This window comes from Octadecabacter ascidiaceicola (genome assembly GCF_900185015.1).
Lineage (GTDB): Bacteria > Pseudomonadota > Alphaproteobacteria > Rhodobacterales > Rhodobacteraceae > Octadecabacter > Octadecabacter ascidiaceicola.
Genome location: NZ_FXYD01000008.1, coordinates 1 through 17,211 on the forward strand (window position 1 = coordinate 1; position 17,211 = coordinate 17,211).

18 protein-coding genes and 1 tRNA gene are annotated in these 17,211 nt (G+C 55.0%); 8 read left to right on the forward strand and 11 right to left on the reverse strand.

What is annotated here, in order from left to right:
- Both OCA8868_RS16155 and OCA8868_RS16160 read left to right on the forward strand, forming a co-directional pair.
- The coding region (locus OCA8868_RS16155) for a thiamine pyrophosphate-dependent enzyme (protein WP_245848329.1) at positions 1 to 317 on the forward strand (317 nt) is incomplete at its 5' end.
- Positions 318 to 1,406: an alpha-hydroxy acid oxidase gene (locus OCA8868_RS16160; protein ID WP_093997630.1), complete on the forward strand. Its 1,089-nt coding sequence runs from the start codon at positions 318 to 320 to the stop codon at positions 1,404 to 1,406.
- A 436-nt stretch (positions 1,407 to 1,842) separates the two neighbouring features.
- On the opposite strand, the gene OCA8868_RS16165 is transcribed toward OCA8868_RS16160, so the two are convergent.
- Positions 1,843 to 1,919, reverse strand: a tRNA-Arg gene (locus OCA8868_RS16165).
- A 48-nt stretch (positions 1,920 to 1,967) separates the two neighbouring features.
- A complete protein-coding gene (locus OCA8868_RS16170; RefSeq protein ID WP_093997631.1) occupies positions 1,968 to 2,279 on the reverse strand; it encodes an ETC complex I subunit in 312 nt (103 codons plus the stop codon).
- A 154-nt stretch (positions 2,280 to 2,433) separates the two neighbouring features.
- Between OCA8868_RS16170 and uvrB the strand changes: the two genes are divergently transcribed.
- Together uvrB and OCA8868_RS16180 are read left to right on the forward strand one after the other, a co-directional pair.
- On the forward strand, positions 2,434 to 4,644 hold the full coding sequence (gene uvrB, locus OCA8868_RS16175; protein ID WP_093997632.1) for an excinuclease ABC subunit UvrB: 2,211 nt from the start codon (positions 2,434 to 2,436) through the stop codon (positions 4,642 to 4,644).
- Positions 4,645 to 4,674: 30 nt separating this feature from the next.
- Entirely contained in the window at positions 4,675 to 5,139 is a 465-nt protein-coding gene (locus OCA8868_RS16180) for a YdcF family protein (protein WP_093997633.1), read from the forward strand.
- On the opposite strand, the gene OCA8868_RS16185 is transcribed toward OCA8868_RS16180, so the two are convergent.
- The 4 genes from OCA8868_RS16185 to OCA8868_RS16200 form a co-directional block, all read right to left on the reverse strand.
- The gene (locus OCA8868_RS16185; protein WP_093997634.1) at positions 5,136 to 5,513 is read right to left on the reverse strand and encodes a hypothetical protein; all 378 of its coding nucleotides are present in this window, start codon (positions 5,511 to 5,513) and stop codon (positions 5,136 to 5,138) included. The two genes, OCA8868_RS16180 and OCA8868_RS16185, sit on opposite strands and share 4 nt — an antisense overlap.
- 127 nt (positions 5,514 to 5,640) lie before the next feature.
- A complete protein-coding gene (locus tag OCA8868_RS16190; RefSeq protein ID WP_093997635.1) occupies positions 5,641 to 7,926 on the reverse strand; it encodes a right-handed parallel beta-helix repeat-containing protein in 2,286 nt (761 codons plus the stop codon).
- Between the two features lie 156 nt (positions 7,927 to 8,082).
- Positions 8,083 to 8,478 carry a DUF4864 domain-containing protein gene (locus OCA8868_RS16195; protein WP_093997636.1) on the reverse strand — a complete coding sequence of 132 codons (396 nt, stop codon included), beginning with the start codon at positions 8,476 to 8,478 and terminating at the stop codon, positions 8,083 to 8,085.
- Positions 8,479 to 8,544: 66 nt separating this feature from the next.
- The gene (locus OCA8868_RS16200; RefSeq protein WP_093997637.1) at positions 8,545 to 10,185 is read right to left on the reverse strand and encodes a lysine--tRNA ligase; all 1,641 of its coding nucleotides are present in this window, start codon (positions 10,183 to 10,185) and stop codon (positions 8,545 to 8,547) included.
- A gap of 112 nt (positions 10,186 to 10,297) precedes the next feature.
- On the opposite strand from OCA8868_RS16200, the gene OCA8868_RS16205 reads away from it, so the two are divergent.
- Positions 10,298 to 10,717 carry a tellurite resistance TerB family protein gene (locus tag OCA8868_RS16205; RefSeq protein WP_093997638.1) on the forward strand — a complete coding sequence of 140 codons (420 nt, stop codon included), beginning with the start codon at positions 10,298 to 10,300 and terminating at the stop codon, positions 10,715 to 10,717.
- On the opposite strand, the gene dacB is transcribed toward OCA8868_RS16205, so the two are convergent.
- Together dacB and OCA8868_RS16215 are read right to left on the reverse strand one after the other, a co-directional pair.
- Positions 10,714 to 12,312 carry a D-alanyl-D-alanine carboxypeptidase/D-alanyl-D-alanine endopeptidase gene (dacB, locus tag OCA8868_RS16210; RefSeq protein WP_093997639.1) on the reverse strand — a complete coding sequence of 533 codons (1,599 nt, stop codon included), beginning with the start codon at positions 12,310 to 12,312 and terminating at the stop codon, positions 10,714 to 10,716. The two genes, OCA8868_RS16205 and dacB, sit on opposite strands and share 4 nt — an antisense overlap.
- 9 nt (positions 12,313 to 12,321) lie before the next feature.
- The gene (locus OCA8868_RS16215; RefSeq protein ID WP_093997640.1) at positions 12,322 to 12,957 is read right to left on the reverse strand and encodes a nicotinate-nucleotide adenylyltransferase; all 636 of its coding nucleotides are present in this window, start codon (positions 12,955 to 12,957) and stop codon (positions 12,322 to 12,324) included.
- 148 nt (positions 12,958 to 13,105) lie between these two features.
- Between OCA8868_RS16215 and ettA the strand changes: the two genes are divergently transcribed.
- The gene (ettA, locus tag OCA8868_RS16220) at positions 13,106 to 14,761 is read left to right on the forward strand and encodes an energy-dependent translational throttle protein EttA (protein WP_093997641.1); all 1,656 of its coding nucleotides are present in this window, start codon (positions 13,106 to 13,108) and stop codon (positions 14,759 to 14,761) included.
- A gap of 6 nt (positions 14,762 to 14,767) precedes the next feature.
- On the forward strand, positions 14,768 to 15,493 hold the full coding sequence (locus OCA8868_RS16225) for a DUF4145 domain-containing protein (RefSeq protein WP_218822691.1): 726 nt from the start codon (positions 14,768 to 14,770) through the stop codon (positions 15,491 to 15,493).
- 5 nt (positions 15,494 to 15,498) lie between these two features.
- Here OCA8868_RS16225 and OCA8868_RS16230 read toward each other — a convergent pair whose 3' ends face one another.
- A complete protein-coding gene (locus OCA8868_RS16230) occupies positions 15,499 to 16,023 on the reverse strand; it encodes a PhnA domain-containing protein (protein ID WP_093997643.1) in 525 nt (174 codons plus the stop codon).
- Positions 16,024 to 16,291: 268 nt separating this feature from the next.
- On the opposite strand from OCA8868_RS16230, the gene OCA8868_RS16235 reads away from it, so the two are divergent.
- Entirely contained in the window at positions 16,292 to 16,498 is a 207-nt protein-coding gene (locus OCA8868_RS16235; RefSeq protein WP_015496137.1) for a cold-shock protein, read from the forward strand.
- A gap of 77 nt (positions 16,499 to 16,575) precedes the next feature.
- On the opposite strand, the gene OCA8868_RS16240 is transcribed toward OCA8868_RS16235, so the two are convergent.
- Together OCA8868_RS16240 and OCA8868_RS16245 are read right to left on the reverse strand one after the other, a co-directional pair.
- On the reverse strand, positions 16,576 to 16,830 hold the full coding sequence (locus OCA8868_RS16240) for a hypothetical protein (protein ID WP_093997644.1): 255 nt from the start codon (positions 16,828 to 16,830) through the stop codon (positions 16,576 to 16,578).
- Between the two features lie 133 nt (positions 16,831 to 16,963).
- On the reverse strand, positions 16,964 to 17,173 hold the full coding sequence (locus OCA8868_RS16245; RefSeq protein ID WP_093997645.1) for a dodecin family protein: 210 nt from the start codon (positions 17,171 to 17,173) through the stop codon (positions 16,964 to 16,966).
- Positions 17,174 to 17,211: the final 38 nt, after the last annotated feature.

Consider the following 17,211-nt stretch of genomic DNA (forward strand, 5'->3'; position numbering starts at 1 on the left):
TGCCAACGATCGCCAACAACGTCGCGGACAACTACATTCTGATGATCATCGACAACGGGTCTTATGGCTCAACCGGGGATCAGCCGACCTATGCGGGCAAGAAGACCAAGCTTGAAAACGTCGCTGAGGCTTGTGGCTGTGAGAATGTGGTTGTCTGTCAGGACGTAGACACTGGCAAGACGCTGCAAGCGGCGATCGACAGCAAACAGATGACCGTCATTGTCGTGAAGTGCGACAGTGGCAACATCAAACTGCCTGTCATCACAATGGACCCTGTCGTGATCCGCGACCGCTTCATGAAAGCGGTCACGAGTTAAATGAAGCCGAGCATTCATTCTAGCGCAGACGCGCGGCGCATTGCAAAGCGGCGTTTGCCTTGGATGGTGTTCGACTATATTGATGGCGCTGCTGGGTATGAGTTGGGAGCCGCGCGTAATCGTGCGGCCCTTGATGCGATTGATCTGCGGCCGCGTATTTTGCGCGATGTCAGTGATCGGTCTTTGTCGGTGCCTTTGTTGGGCAAGACCGCCAAAGTGCCATTTGGCATTAGCCCCATGGGGATGTGCAACCTGTCAGCACCCGGTGCTGATATGATGCTGGCGCGGCTAGCGGCGCGTGAAAATGTACCGTTGGGCGTGTCGACAGTGGCGTCCACTGCGATGGAACCGCTGATCGAAGAGGCCGAAGGCAACGCCTGGTTTCAGCTCTATTTCTCCGGCGACGGGATAGGTACATTCAAGCTGGTCGAACGCGCCAAAACTGCCGGATATGAAACATTGATCCTGACGGTGGACGTGCCCGAAGTTGGCCGCCGACCGCGCGAATTGCGCCACGGGTTCACGATGCCGTTCAAAATCGGCCCAAAACAGTTTTTCGATTTCGCGATGCACCCACGCTGGTCGATCACCAACCTGATTAATGGCAAGCCGCAGATGGCGAACTTTGACATGGACGGGTTTGAGTTTGACCGAACCGAAAGTCGCGCCAAGGCGGATTGGGATACGCTTTCCAAGTTGCGCGACATATGGCCCGGGAAGTTGATCGTAAAAGGTGTTCTGGATGTGGATGATGCTGTCGCGCTGAAATCGGCAGGCGTCGATGCTGTCCAAGTTTCAAGTCATGGATCGCGGCAGTTGGACAGCGCTCCAGCTCCGATCACAGCATTGGCCGACGTCCGCGCTGCCGTCGGAAATGATTTTCCTCTCTTTTATGATACTGGCCTACGCGGTGGAGAAGACGTTGTGAAAGCGTTCAAACAAGGCGCCAATTTCACGTTTCTAGGTCGTGTTTTGCAATTTGCAATTGCCGCGGCGGGCGAGGAAGGTCTCAACGTTCTTTGGGAGATCATTTCTGACGAGACCAGCATTGCACTTGCTCAAATTGGCGAGGTTTCCTTGGCTCCGTGACTGCTTAGATATCGCACCGGAGCAAGCAACCAAACTGTGCGCCAAAATCGAACTTCCAAGTTTTTTTGCGCTTTGGATTAATTAGCGCATCTCCAAAGGACCTGACGCAGAGCTTTCTGTAATGCACCTAGATGGCAGCAAGCGCTCTAAAAGCGACCATCGGCCCAACGTAAATGCTACGCTTCACTGACAAGGTCCGCTTTGGGAAAGACGCACGAGAGCTAGTCCAAGCCGAGTGGAACTGAAACGGGATTGGTGGCGATATGGAGGCGCTCTGTTAATTACCAAACGGGACGTCACAAACCTAATCACTCAGTATGACGACAGATAGACGATACGTCCTCCCCGCTCGTCCGTGGCCGTTGATGGCAATTTCCGGAGTACAGACATGTGGTACAGTTGCTTCTCACTCTATCTTGGAAACTATCAGAAAATCTGGCGATCCCGGGAGGACTCGAACCCCCAACCCCCTGATTAGAAGTCAGGTGCTCTATCCAGTTGAGCTACGGGACCGCTCGTGCCCTTCTAGCGGGCAGCTGGGCCAAACTTCAAGCGTCGCGTTTAGTGTGTCCACGCACCGCGGCGGTTCGTTGCAAAGTTTTCTGCATAACCGTTCGCGCGAATGTTCGCGCGGCGTTTCTTTGGTTCCTGTACGGACGCTTCAATTCCATTGGCTTCAGCGTACTCGACAGCAGCTTCTTTTGTCTCAAAAGACATCTTAACTTGTGTTTGAGTGTCAGATGAGGACGTCCACCCCATCAACGGGTCAACATCACGCGCGGATGACTGTGCATATTCCAAAACCCAATGCTTAGTCTTCGCAGTCCCCGACGACATAGCGGTTCGGGCTGGCTGGTAAATACGTGCGCGCATAGTGGGCTCCTGTTGGCTGCCGCCTATATCAAGGATTCTGCTCAACCGCGCAAGAGGGTGAAGCGCCCCTGACAGTCTGTTGACACAACCCTGTCAGTAGCCCCCTTGAACAACCCGACATCGGTGTCACATTACACCCGAGACAGGAGCGCCCATGCCATACGCCCAGACCGACAAATCAGAAGCCGAGCAATTCCTCGCTAACCCCGCGCCAGATGTGAAAACCCGCGAAAAGCTGGAAGGTGGTCGCACGCTTAAGCTGGTCACCGAATTTGACCCAGCGGGGGATCAACCGACCGCCATCAAAGAGTTGTGCGAAGGCATCAACGCTGGCGAGCGCGACCAGGTCCTGCTTGGGGCCACGGGTACGGGTAAGACCTTTACAATGGCCAAGATGATCGAGGAAACGCAACGACCCGCGATTATCCTTGCCCCCAACAAAACCTTGGCGGCCCAGCTTTACGGCGAGTTCAAAGGTTTCTTTCCAGACGCCGCCGTCGAATACTTTGTGTCGTTCTACGACTACTACCAACCCGAAGCCTACGTTGCGCGGTCCGATACGTTCATCGAAAAAGAATCCCAGATCAACGAACAGATCGACCGGATGCGCCACTCAGCCACCCGCGCCCTACTAGAACGTGATGATGTGATCATCGTCGCGTCCGTGTCGTGCATTTACGGCATCGGTTCGGTGGAAACCTACGGCGCAATGACCCAAGATTTGCACGTCGGCGAAAACTATGACCAACGCGGCATCATGGCCGATTTGATCGCACAGGCCTATAAGCGCAACGACCAAGCCTTCCAGCGCGGCACATTCCGCGTGCGCGGCGATACGTTGGAAGTCTGGCCTGCCCACTTGGATGACCGTGCTTGGAAACTCAGCTTCTTTGGCGAAGAGCTTGAGAACATCACCGAGTTTGACCCTCTCACAGGTGAAAAAACCGACACGTTCGAAAAGGTACGCATCTACGCGAACTCGCACTACGTCACGCCGAAACCAACCATGAAGCAGGCGATTGTCGGCATCAAAAAAGAACTGCGCATGCGGTTGGACCAGCTGGTTGGTGAGGGCAAACTCCTTGAGGCGCAGCGCCTAGAACAGCGTTGTAACTTTGACCTTGAAATGCTTGAAGCCACTGGTGTGTGCAATGGCATCGAAAACTATTCCCGCTACCTCACGGGCCGCGCCCCGGGTGAACCGCCCCCCACCCTGTTCGAATTCATCCCTGACAATGCGATTGTTTTTGCCGATGAATCCCACGTCTCCGTGCCCCAAATCGGCGGCATGTATAAGGGCGACTTCCGCCGCAAAATGACGCTGGCAGAACATGGGTTCCGCCTGCCGTCTTGCATGGACAACCGACCCCTCAAGTTTGAGGAATGGGACGCTATGCGCCCGCAGTCCGTCTTCGTGTCTGCCACCCCTGCGTCATGGGAAATGGAGCAAACGGGCGGGGTGTTTACGGAACAGATCATTCGACCAACTGGCCTCCTCGACCCCATGATCGAGATTCGCCCCGTAGACACGCAAGTCGATGATGTCATGGATGAAATCCGCCGCGTCACCGCCGATGGCTTCCGCACATTGGTGACGACGCTGACCAAACGTATGGCCGAAGACCTGACCGAATATCTGCACGAAAACGGCATCAAAGTGCGCTACATGCACTCGGATATCGACACGATTGAACGCATCGAAATCCTGCGTGATTTGCGCCTTGGGGCGTTTGATGTGCTAATCGGCATTAACCTGCTCCGCGAAGGGCTGGACATCCCCGAATGCGGGTTGGTCGCCATTCTGGACGCCGACAAAGAAGGGTTCCTGCGGTCCGAAACCTCCCTCATCCAAACCATCGGTCGCGCCGCGCGGAATGCAGACGGCAAGGTCATAATGTACGCAGACCGCATCACCGGAAGCATGGAACGCGCAATGGGCGAAACGGACCGCCGCCGGGCCAAACAGATCGCTTATAACGAAGAACACGGTATCACCCCGCAAACGGTGAAGAAGAACGTCGAGGACATTCTGGCGGGCCTCTACAAAGGCGACGTCGACATGAACCGCGTCACCGCCACCGTCGACGCGCCTCTCGCGGGTGCGAACTTACAGGCCGTTCTGGACGGGCTTCGCACCGACATGCGCAAGGCGGCGGAGAACCTCGAATTTGAGGAAGCCGCTAGACTGCGCGACGAAGTCAAACGGCTTGAAGCCGTCGATCTGGTGGTGTCCGACGACCCCCTCGCGCGCCAGTATCAAGTGGATAAGGCCGTCGCCGACAGCAAAAAAAGCGCCGGACGATCACAGGCCGGAAGGCCGGGCCAACGCGGCGGGATCAAGCCAAGGAAGAAGTGGGGTGGGTAAACCCCGCTCCCACTTAGCGCACGTCTGGCTATGAAGACCGGCCTCATACTTGGCGCTGCAGTTTGGGCGAACGGCCCATCACCGACCTTGCTGCGGCGCACGCAGCATGGCGCAGCGCTTTTTCATGCGGGGCAGATTGATCATATCGTCACGTGTGGCGGACTGGGCAAGCATCCCCCGACCGAGGCCAAGGCGATGGCAGAAATCTTGTACGTAGAAAACGTCCCTCAAAACGTTGTGACGCTCGAAGAACACTCTACAAACACTGGCGAAAACATCACCAATGCATTGGTGTTGATTGGAGAAGGTCCTGTCGTACTAATTACCGATTGGTACCACGCCCCCCGCGCTAGGCTCATCGCTCGGCGCGCAGGGTTTCAACACGTTGCAAGCTCAACGCCATCGGTGCGAGGCGCGCGAGCTTGGCCGCAAATAAAAGGCGCGTTACGTGAAATTCCCGCCTACCTCGCCTATTACTTCGGCCTCAAGTCCTAGTTGTGAACGGTGACATTTACGTAGCGCCCGGTGCTGCCAGTCCCGTAAATTCGGACAACGACCATCGCACCGCCATTCACCAAGCTGCGTGCAGCTGACGGTTCAATTCTGCCATTCATCACCATGCGTTCCATGATTGCGCGGTTGTCGATGCTGCCAAAGAACGAGTCCCACTCGTCTCCCGGCTGGGACACTCCGAACCGATGATAGTTTGCGCGATCCTGACGAAGAACCTGCCAAGGCTCAGACAACCGAGCACCGTTAGAATTATAAAGATCTTCGTTTCCAATATATGCAACGTATTGGCCGACGAGTTCTTCAGAAGCGGCGGGCGCAGCAATAAGAAGGCCAAGTGCAAAGAGAATAGATTTCATAAGATTTTACCCTTTCATATGCGGCAAACAGACTGCGTTTGGCACGACAGGTCAAGGTGACGAGATGCCTCAACCCGCACCTGAAAGGAAAAGGGGCACCTTCAACAGATGCCCCTCCCAATACCCCCTACGCCGGATTATCCATCCGCACCGAATACCGGATTTCCCCCTTCACGGGCTCAGGCCAAACGATGTAAAACTCATCATCATTCGCGCCTTTTTCTGGCACCGCGTACGGCTGGGCAAATACGTTGCTATTTGACCCGTTCTTAATCGCCTTCAGCGGAACAAGCGCATCGATGGTGCGTGCACGCCCCCCGAACGGCAGGTAGTTTTCGGTATCCACCACCCACGTGGAGTCAACGGACTCTTGCTCATGAACATTGATATGGGGGTTGCGTGTCGGCTGATCGATCCCGTGAAATGCGTTGCCCTCAAACAGGATATTGCGCATCCGTCCGTAAAGTAGATCGGCGTAGGTTGTATCGACCGCCTCAACCCTCTCAATGCTCCCATGATACGTCCGGAAGATATTCCCCTGGACGTTTAACCCATTGATAAATTGATCCGTTCCATAAGGTTTCACAACGATCCAGCGTGTCGACGGCTGCCCATCAATACTCAGAAAAATGTTCCCCGAAATCGTCAATCCGCCAAACGAATAGCCCGGCACGTCAGGCTCGGAATCATGCTCGTTTGTCCACTCGACGAAACAGTTATCAATGTAGTTCCCCGATATCGTAGAAGAGCAATTGGGTTTTGTCAGAACGAGCCCCGCAACGCGTACGCCATCGGGTTCGTCGTCCCCATTGAAGAAGTGATTGTTGGCAATGATGCTCTGACCACCATGCATGACAGCGAAATGCCTAAAATGCGACGCACGACAATTGCGGACTTTCACGTCATTAGCATTGGTGTTGAAACACTGCGATTTACGCAGATGCGACGGTGTTCCGGACTCGTCGGATTCGAAATTGCAGCGGTCAATGATCATACCCTGACAGCCCGCACCAATCGAGGAAATCGCTCGATCTTTAGGGCGAATAAACTGACAGTCATTCACCTGAAACAAATTTCCAAATGGCGCAATTAGAAGTGCGCTACACTCGCCGTTACAGCGCAGTTCAACTCGATCCAAAATCATATCGGAATGCTTGGTGAAACCGCTAAAGTCTAGAATGTATTTGAATCGCGTAAAGGTAAATTGCTGTGTCCCTTCCGCGTCAAACAGCTCTTGGCTGAGCGTGATTATCGATCCCGCCACATCGACTTCACGCACATAGACCTCACGGCCAACACCATTGCCTGTGACCAATGATCCGACTTGAATACTGGCGATATTGGCGACATTTCGAAGCTCCTTAGGATCCGCCGCACTATAGGTAGCTTGCGCCAAGACCACTTCGTCGTCCCAGGCCGGACCAGGTTCCGCTTGAAACTGGCCGTTGTGGATCACACGTCGGGTTTCAAATTGGGTCCGGTTGTTAACCGCCGCTTGCATATCAATCGGGGCAGTCACGGTAATGCGTCGCCCGCAAAGGTCCAAAGATTCATGATCCGAGAAATTCAGTAGCGCCTGATACGCCTTTTTGAACGCCAATTCTTCGTTCCCAAAAGCATCCACATAGGTGGCGTAATCAAAATTCTTCTGGAACACCAAGCGGTGCTCTTCGGCCATCTCAACCGTTCCTTCAAACCGGACTTGATTAACAAAGGTCACTGAATCCCCGAGGAAATAAGTCCCTTTAGTAATCAAAACTTCACGCCCATCCGCGTCGTTGTCTGCCGCTTCAAACGCCGCGGAATCGTCCGTCACGCCATCGCCAACAGCACCATAATCGCGCACATCCACAACCCCGAGCATATCACGCAAGAACGCGCCTGTGATGTCTTCGATCTCAATGTCATCGACACGGACAACACCGCCGTTTGGCCCTGTGAAATCCAACCCGATGTGACCATAGTCCGCCTCGGCCCACACCATATCAACACCCGTCCGCTGGCCGGTGCCGATGATGGCTGAAATTTCAACCACATCGCCGTATCCCGTTAGCGAAACAGACGGGCCGGTTTCAACGACACCGCCTAAATGGCTGCCACCGGACTGTCCGGCCCAGCCTGCGATACGTACGTCTGGCAGCGCACCCGACAGACATTTAACACGCGCCGTCACACGCAGATAACACCCCGGCAAAATGCTCGTCTGACCCATATAACGCAGCTTTGCCACGCTATTGGTTTTGACAAACTCAAGGCAGCCGTCAAAATGTTGGTCTGCCGGAACAAACGCCCCGTTGCCAGATTGATCGTAGGTGTCAGACCCCGGTGTCCCATCCCCGCTTGACCAAACACCCAAGCCATCCGCAAACGGTGTCGGCATCAGGACAAGCCCGTCGGTAATTACCTTGTTCATATGAAAACCCCTCATGGGGGGCAGCCACCCTGCCCCGTAAAAATCCAGACCCTTGGTGCAAAATGCACTTGGGTCATCGGGGGATAGAGTTAGGGCGAAGGGGTAAACGGCCTCTGACAGCACCGTGACGGTGACAGGTCCAATTGCGCAACGGTACTAGGAATAGGCTTCCGGCACGGGGATCACCTGCACACCGTTAATTCGCCAGCCATCCGGCGCCTCAATCATTTGATAATCAAGGATATAAAACAAACCGTTCGGCCCTTGGATCTGAACCTCTTGGCGCGTGATGCTTTCAAGCTCAGTCCGATCCAGAAACCTTACATCCGAGTTATCCCAAACCATCGGGTAACCGTTTTCAACCATTCTTGCGAAGTTTTCCGGCGTGCCGAACATGCCCTTGATAAACGGGCTGGCGTGCTCCCATGCGCCCGCAACATCGCGCTCATTGAACGATTGCAGCTGATCGCGAATAACGTCTTCGATGCTGAAATCTTGCGCCAACACATCGATTGGCAAACACAATGCGGCGGTCAAAAGAAGGGGTTTCACGGAGGGTCTCCTTGCGCGTATCCTATTTCAGATACGCGCAAAGTCCCATTTCGGTTTCAAATTGGCTTAGGAAACCAATTCGCCAGCCAAGCCGCTTTCGATCAACGCGATGGATTCTTCCACGCCGTAAAGCGCGATAAACCCGCCAAATCGTGGGCCCTGTTTCGCGCCCAAAAGCACTTCGTACAGGCACGAGAACCAAGACCGCAGCGGGTCAAACCCATGCACCTTACCCACTGCAAACACGATGGACTGCAAGAATTCGTCGTTGCTCCAGTTCACCTCTGGAAGCGGCATGTCCTTGCCCTCTTGCGCATTCTTTTGCGCAATCACGGCCAACGCCGCCTCTTCGGATTTCAATGCAGTCACCAAAGCCTCAAGCGCGCCTCGCTCTTGCTCATCCGGCAGGCGGAACACTTTGCCCGGCTCAACGAAGTCTTTGTAATAGCGCACAGCGAAACCCGCCGCATCATCCAGATCAGGGTTCGCTCCAGGCGACGCATCCGGCGCATAACGCTGGATGAAGCCCCACAGCTTGTCCTTATCGCTGGCTTGCGAAACCGACGCGAGGTTCAGCAACATCGAAAACGGCACAACCATCGTGGACGCAGGAACGTTCTCGCCGTGGATGTGGAACACAGGGTTGTTCAGCTTACCCGCATCATCCTGCGTCGGGTACGCCCGCAACTGCTGGTGATACTCATCCACCGCTTTCGGGATCACGTCAAAATGCATCCGCTTGGCCGTCTTCGGCTTCAGATACATGAAGTAAGACAGGGATTCCGTGCTGGCATAGGTCAGCCATTCATCAATGCTGACCCCATTGCCGGATGTCTTTGAAATCTTGTGGCCTTGGTCATCCAAGAACAGCTCATAGCTGAAATGCTCAGGCTTTTTACCGCCCAAAATCTCGCAGATGCGGTCATAAATCGGCGTGTTGGTGGAGTGGTCTTTGCCATACATCTCAAAGTCGACATCAAGGCTCGCCCAGCGCGCACCGAAATCCGGCTTCCATTGCAACTTCACATTGCCACCCGTCACCGGAACGGTGAATTCCTTGCCGTCCTCATCCTCAAACGTCACGGTGCCCGCCTTTGCATCAACGGACTTCATCGGGACATACATTACACGTCCGGATTCTGGGTGCATCGGCAGGAAGATGGAGTAGGTCTCGCGACGTTCTTCGCGCAAGGACTTAAGCATCACCTTCATGATGTCATCGTACTTTTCGACAGCGCGCAAAAGCACGGCATCAAAGGCACCGGACTCGTAGTATTCCTTGCCGGAAATGAACTCATACTCAAATCCGAACGTGTCCAAGAACCGGCGCAACATCGCGTTGTTATGGTGGCCAAAGCTCTCGTATTCGCCAAACGGATCAGGCACCGCTGTTAGCGGCATCTGCATATAAGGTTCCAGCTTTTCAGGGTTTGGCACATTTCCAGGCACCTTGCGCATGCCGTCCAGATCGTCGGAAAAACAGATCAGCCGCGTAGGAATATCAGAGATCACCTCAAACGCGCGGCGGATCATCGTCGTACGGCTCACCTCACCAAAGGTCCCGATATGGGGCAACCCAGACGGGCCATAGCCCGTTTCAAACAACACGTGATCCTTGCCGGACTTTTCAATCCGTTTGAGCAGTTTACGGGCCTCTTCAAACGGCCAAGCTTTGGATGTCATTCCAGCGTCACGCAAATTGCTCATGGATCTTCTCTATAATAAGGGCCGCACCCCTATTGGAGCGGCATGTCGCGCGTCCTATTGCAGCGCAGCGTTGGCGTCAATAAATGTACACTCAACAACAGGAGCTTTGCCCATGTCTGATACCCCCTCCCTCACCGCCCAAGACGCCCTATGTGCCGTCATGATCGCGGTATCCGCCAGCGACGAAAACATCCTCACATCGGAGCTGGTGAAGATCACGAACATTATCAACAACTTGCCCGTATTCGCGAACTACGACGCCGACCATGTTCCGCGTGTCTCCCAAACGGTGTTTGACCTGTTTGACCAAGAAGACGGGCTGGACGCCCTATTCGGCCTTATCCGCGACACCTTGCCAGAACGCTTGAACGAAACCGCATATGCGCTGGCTTGTGATGTCGCCGCTGCGGACGGTGAAATCGCGCAATCCGAACTGCGAATGCTCGAAGAAATGCGCTACGAGCTGAACATCGACCGCCTGCACGCTGCCGCAATTGAACGTGGCGCACGTGCGCGTCACATGACGCTTTAGTTCCCAGAATTAGCTTCAGACGCGTCCAATTGCGCATCAATATCAACGCCTTGTGAAAACGGGCGATCATCGTCGTGGGTCAGGCTCCAGTGTTGCAACAACACCTGCTGCAACCGTTTGGCGCGCCTGTTCCACTCAATTGATCCGGCCGGAACCTCATCGCCCGCAGCCTTGCCCTGCTCGCGCCGCTCAAGGTTGGCCGCAATAATCGCAAATACAACATCCGATCCGTCAGCGGTTTCAACATACCCCGCCAAGCTGCTGACAAAGTTCAACGTTCCGGTTTTCGCACGCACCTCATTCGGAAAATTCTCAATCCGGTCATTCTCAGCATCCCGCATCGGTATCCGCCGCAAGATCGGGCGCAATGGCCCGTCAGCGCCAACAGCCTGCATGACCTTCACCATATCCGCTGCACTGACACGGTTCACGTCACTCAGGCCGGAATGGTCGACGAAACGCCCCTCAATGCCATAGGTCTCACCCAACCAACGCGTCATCTGCGCGGCCGAACTTTCGATTGCCAACGACGTCCTGAACCGCGCCTGTGTCGCCGCCAACCCGCAAATTTCCGCTGTCAGGTTCGTTGAATACAGCAACATGTCCCGCAAAATCACCCGCAACGTCGCGCTGCGGTGCTGGGCAACTTCGACCCCTCCCGGCAAATCATCAACCACTTCAGGCGCGGGCAAAGGTACCCCAGCCTCACGCGCAAGCGTTTGGAACACGTCCCCCGCATATAACGCAGGTTGGCGCACTGGCATCCAGCGCGATCCACCGTTTCCGAGTGCTGACCGTGCTACCGTCCAACTGTCAGGTCCATCAGTTGCAAAAACGGGCGCACCGCGATCCACGATACGAACATTCGCCATATAAACGCGCGGGACGCGGTTTTCGGTGCGGGCATCCATCGTCGTCTGCCAACTGCCGTTCACGCGTTTCCATTCAAAATGAACACGGTTGAAATTCAGGTTCAGCCCGCTGACGGCAGGGTTATACCCCAAATGATCCAACTGGCTCGGCTCGATCTCCTCGGCATAGGGCAGCGCCCCGCGCCAACACAGGAACTTGCCCGTGATCTCACTCACGCCAGCAGCCTTCAACGCCTCGGCCAGTTCAGCCAGATGATCGGCACTCAGCGTCGGGTCGCCCCCGCCCGCCAAAATCAAATCACCATGCAAAATGCCGTCTTCTATAGGGCCCGTCGCAATTAGGCGCGTAACGAATCGGAACGCACCACCCAGAACATCCAACGCATACAGCGCTGTCACGGCCTTGGTTACGCTTGCCGGCGGCAGCGACACATCGCCATCAATCTGCTCAATCACCTCACCCGTGCTGGCATCCGTCAACACAACGCCAACCGTTCCATCCAGATCGGCAGACGCAATAATCTGCTCAAGCGTCGCACGCACCCGTGGCGCGATCCGTGGGATCGGGCTGGTCTCAAGCGGAGCATTCACAGCACTCGCCGTCGCGACCCCAGACCGCGCATTCGGGCGCAACGAGGTCAACGGACCCTCAGCCAAAGCAGCACCAGCCGCACTGGACAACAATCCACCCAAAATCGCTCGACGGGAATACGTCACTGACATCCTGAAACCTTACTTACTCTTTGAAGTATCTTTACCGTCATCCGCGCCCCATGTCCCTGTCGCGCGGATCGCGGTTGATGACTTTTGCGACATCGGCAGGTTCGTAAAGGCCCAACACGGTGCCTCGGCCTGCCCCAACAGGCGCGCGGCCCGCCCGATCAGCCGTTCTTTGCGATAAATCCGCGCCGCACGCGACAACCGCGCAGAAATCCGGTCCCCCGGACGCGCCAAAACGCCGACCGGAACACGCTCCATTATCTCTTGCCAGTCCTGCCACAGATGGAACTGCGCCAAATTATCCGCCCCCATGAGCCAGACAAACCGCACATCAGGATAGGCGTCCTGCAGGGCCGCAATCGTCTTGGCCGTATAACGGGTACCCAAATGCGCCTCGATATCTGTCACCGTCACACGCGGGTGCTGCATCACATCTTTCGCCCGTGCAACTCGGTCTTCGATCGGTGCTGGGCCACGTGTTTTCAAAGGGTTAGCCGGACTGACCAGCCACCAAACACGATCCAACCCAAACCGCTCCATCGCGGCCTTGGTGATATGCACATGCCCTTCATGGGCGGGGTCAAACGACCCCCCCAGCAATCCCACCACCTGTCCGGCGCGGGCATATGGCATGCCGTGACGTTGCATGGAGTTTCCTTACGCAGCCCTTTCCCCAAAGGCAATTCCATGCTTGCACAAACACGCCCCAAACAAGCAGACCGAAACCCCCATTGCACCACCGCTTCCGCCCGCGTATTCACATCGCAAATACACATTTTCTCGGGGGACCTCGCAGATGGCGGCCTATCAATATGTTTACTTCATGGACGGCGTTTCCAAAACCTACCCCGGCGGGAAAAAGGTTTTTGAAAACATCCGCTTAAACTTCCTGCCTGGCGTAAAAATCGGCGTCGTCGGTGTGAACGGCACGGGTAAATCCACCCTGATGCGCATCATGGCTGGCCAAGACAAAGAATTCAGTGGCGAGGCTTGGGCCGCTGAGGGTGCGACTGTTGGCTACCTGCCGCAGGAACCCGAACTCGACCCGAACCTTTCTGTGCGTGAAAACGTGATGCTCGGCGTTGCCGCGAAAAAGGCCATCCTTGATCGCTACAACGAACTGGCGATGAACTACTCGGACGAAACCGCCGACGAGATGGCGAAGCTTCAGGATGAGATCGACGCCCAAAACCTCTGGGATCTCGACGCGCAAATCGACGTCTCAATGGAGGCCCTGCGCTGCCCGCCGGATGATGCAGACGTCACCACCCTGTCTGGTGGTGAAAAGCGTCGCGTTGCCCTGTGCAAACTCCTGCTCGACGCGCCAGACATGCTGCTGCTCGACGAACCGACCAACCATCTCGACGCCGAGACAATCGCGTGGCTGCAACAGCACCTCATTGATTACAAGGGCACAATCCTAATCGTCACCCACGACCGTTACTTCCTTGATGCCATCACAGGCTGGATTTTGGAACTCGACCGTGGTTCTGGCATTCCGCACGAAGGCAACTACTCCAGCTGGCTGGAAGCCAAAGCAAAACGTCTGGAAAAAGAAGCCAAAGAAGACAAATCCAAACAGAAAACGCTTGAACGCGAACTGGAATGGATGCGCCAAGGCGCCAAAGCCCGCCAAGCGAAATCCAAGGCCCGTATCAGCGCCTATAACGACCTCGCCAACCAATCAGAGCGCGAAAAAATGGGCCGCGCCCAGATCATTATCCCGAACGGTCAACGCCTCGGCTCGCAGGTGATCGAGGTCGAAGGGCTTACCAAGGCGATGGGCGACAAACTCCTCGTTGAAAACCTCTCATTCGACCTTCCCCCCGGTGGGATCGTCGGCGTGATCGGCCCCAACGGCGCCGGTAAATCGACCCTCTTTGGCATGCTCACCGGCCAGATCGAACCGGACTCAGGGTCCGTAACCTATGGCGACACAGTGCAGCTGTCCTATGTTGATCAGTCCCGCGATGATCTGGACCCGAACGCAACCGTTTGGGAAGAAATCTCCTCCGGTGGCGAAGTGATCAAACTCGGCGACGCTGAAATGAACTCCCGCGCCTATTGCTCGGCGTTCAACTTCAAAGGCGGGGACCAGCAAAAGAAACTCGGCATCCTGTCGGGCGGTGAACGTAACCGCGTTCACATGGCCAAACTGTTGAAATCAGGCGGAAACGTCCTGCTGCTCGACGAACCAACCAACGATCTCGACGTCGAAACCCTGCGCGCTTTGGAAGACGCCCTCGTTGATTTCGCAGGCTGCGCCGTGGTCATCTCCCACGACCGTTTCTTCCTTGACCGGATCTGCACCCACATCCTCGCATTTGAGGGCGAAGCCCATGTCGAATGGTTCCAAGGCAACTTTGAGGACTACGAAGAAGACAAAAAACGCCGCCTCGGTGCCGATGCAATGGAACCCAAGCGGATGAAGCATAAGAAGTTCGCGCGGTAATTTACTATGAGTAACTGGACCTGTCCATTTTGCGGCCTTCATCAAACTGTGACTTCGGTCAAAACAAGCACGGTCGAAAGCGCGTTTTCAGTCCAGGACTGTGCCGGGGGTCCAATGGGTCTGCGCGGAATCGCGGTCGGGTGTTCCAACGAAGGTTGCAAAAAAGTACAAGTAACGACAGAAATTATTACGGCGAAGCAAGGTCAAAACGGATTCTATATCTACGATCCGGAAACAACGTTCTCCAAAAAGATCGTTCCGGACAGCCGCGCAAAAATTCAGCCTGAATATATCCCCTTGGTTTTAAGAGAGGACTACGAGGAAGCCTGCCTGATTAAAGACTTGAGTCCGAAGGCATCGGCCACTCTCGCGAGACGTTGCATCCAAGGGATGATTAGGGATTTCTGTGGCATCTCAAAAGGACGTCTAATCGACGAGATTAAAGAACTTAAACGGCGTATTGACGCTGATGATGCCCCCAAGGGAGTTTCCGACGACAGTGTCGAAGCAATTGACCATGTGCGAAAAATTGGAAATATCGGTGCGCACATGGAGAAAGATATCGGCGTTATTGTTTCAGTCGAACCAGACGAAGCTCAGCTTCTAATTGAACTGATCGAATCTCTTTTTGATGAATGGTACATTTCAAGGAATACTCGAGCGGCACGCTTCAGTAAACTAAGGTCCGTTGCCGCTAGTAAAGAAGTCCAAAAGACGAAATCTGGCGACTAGCCCCCTCACTTCCGCTTCACAAATTCCGTCAGAATAACAATCCGCTGCCCCTCAACCTTGCCTTCAATATGTCCCGCATTTTCTGGCACCAGTGAGATATTGCGCACGGCCGTGCCGCGTTTCGCCGTAAACCCAGCCCCCTTCACGGGCAGGTCTTTTATCAACACAACTGTATCGCCATGCTCCAGCCGCATCCCGTTGCTGTCAAAATGCTCCACTACTGGCGCAACATCTGACGCCCGCGCCAGAACTTCTGGCTCCATCATCATGCTTTCGCGCGCGTCAGAGGCCCACATCTCGTCAATTTCGCCAAGTTTACGCCAAACGGCGATCTGAACGGACGGTTCACCAGACCACATCGCCCCCTCAAGACAGCGCCAATGTGCGCTAGGAACATCACCCTCTCCGCGACAAGACGGGCAGAGCAGAACCTGATCCTCGGGCGGGACATCAACACTCACCAGCCCCTCGGACGCGCCGCAAAACTCGCAAACGCCGCCCGCGCGATCCATTAGTTCATCCCAGCGCATCTTTGTAATCCTTAACTTTTTCCCACCCCTAAGACACCCAAGCCCCCCAAACCGCAAGCCCATTCAACCTTGGCGGGAATTTGCCACCCATGGCTAAGAATGGCCTTTCCCCTTGTCAAACAACCGTTCCTGCCCCATATGAGCCTTGCAAACGTTATTCTATCTCGACCCTCTGTCTTCCTATCAAGGCTTACAGTTCTTCGATCTAGCACTGACTACGCCACGGTTGCCGCACTTCGCGGGCAACATAATATAAGGAAGACATGACATGGCCAACGGTACAGTCAAATGGTTCAACACAACAAAAGGCTTCGGCTTTATCGCTCCTGAAACTGGCGGCAAGGACGTTTTCGTTCACATTTCCGCTGTTGAGCGTTCCGGCCTCACAGGTCTGGCAGACGATCAAAAGGTAACTTTTGACGTTGAAGCTGGCCGCGACGGTCGTGAGTCTGCGGTTAACCTCGCACTCGCATAAGCTTTTGGCCTTTTGGCCAAAGTTAAGGGCGGTACCCACGGGTACCGCCCTTTTTCGTTTCTGCTCGATTTATTGGTTTAGGCAGCTTCGTCTTTGACGTTTTCGACCGTTTCCTCGACAGGGTCAGGTGCAGGCAGCGCCAATGCTTCATCCGGCATCTGTTCCGGCAACTCGACAGAGATAAGGCCCGTGTTCAGATCAACGCCAACAACTGGCTTGTCTGCCATCAACGCCAAAACGCTGTTCAACTCGTCTACCGCACGGGCAACCGTGTTACGTTGGGTTTCAACCTTAGCTTTGCCGCCGACTTTTTCGAACAAGAACTTAAACATGATTATCCCCAGTGATTTCACACAGAGATTATCCGCCGCGTAAATCAAGCGGGAGGGGAAACGCCCGCCTTCGTTCCCACACCATAAAATCGCTGCGAGAATGGGCGCTGCGTGTCCGCAACGCCCAAATTTTTTAGTCTTCCAGAACGAACGTGAGCTTCAGCACAACGCGGTACTCGTCGATCTTGCCATCTTTCACTGTAACCTTCTGGTCCGCAACCCAAGCCCCCGAGATGCCCTTTAGGGTCTTGGATGCACGCTTAATGCCGTTCTCGACAGCGTCATCGAATGACTTGGACGAGGAACAGATGACTTCGGTGACTTTTGCGATGGAACTAGACATAACGGTTCTCCTTGTTGGTTACGCCTTCACGCTAGCGC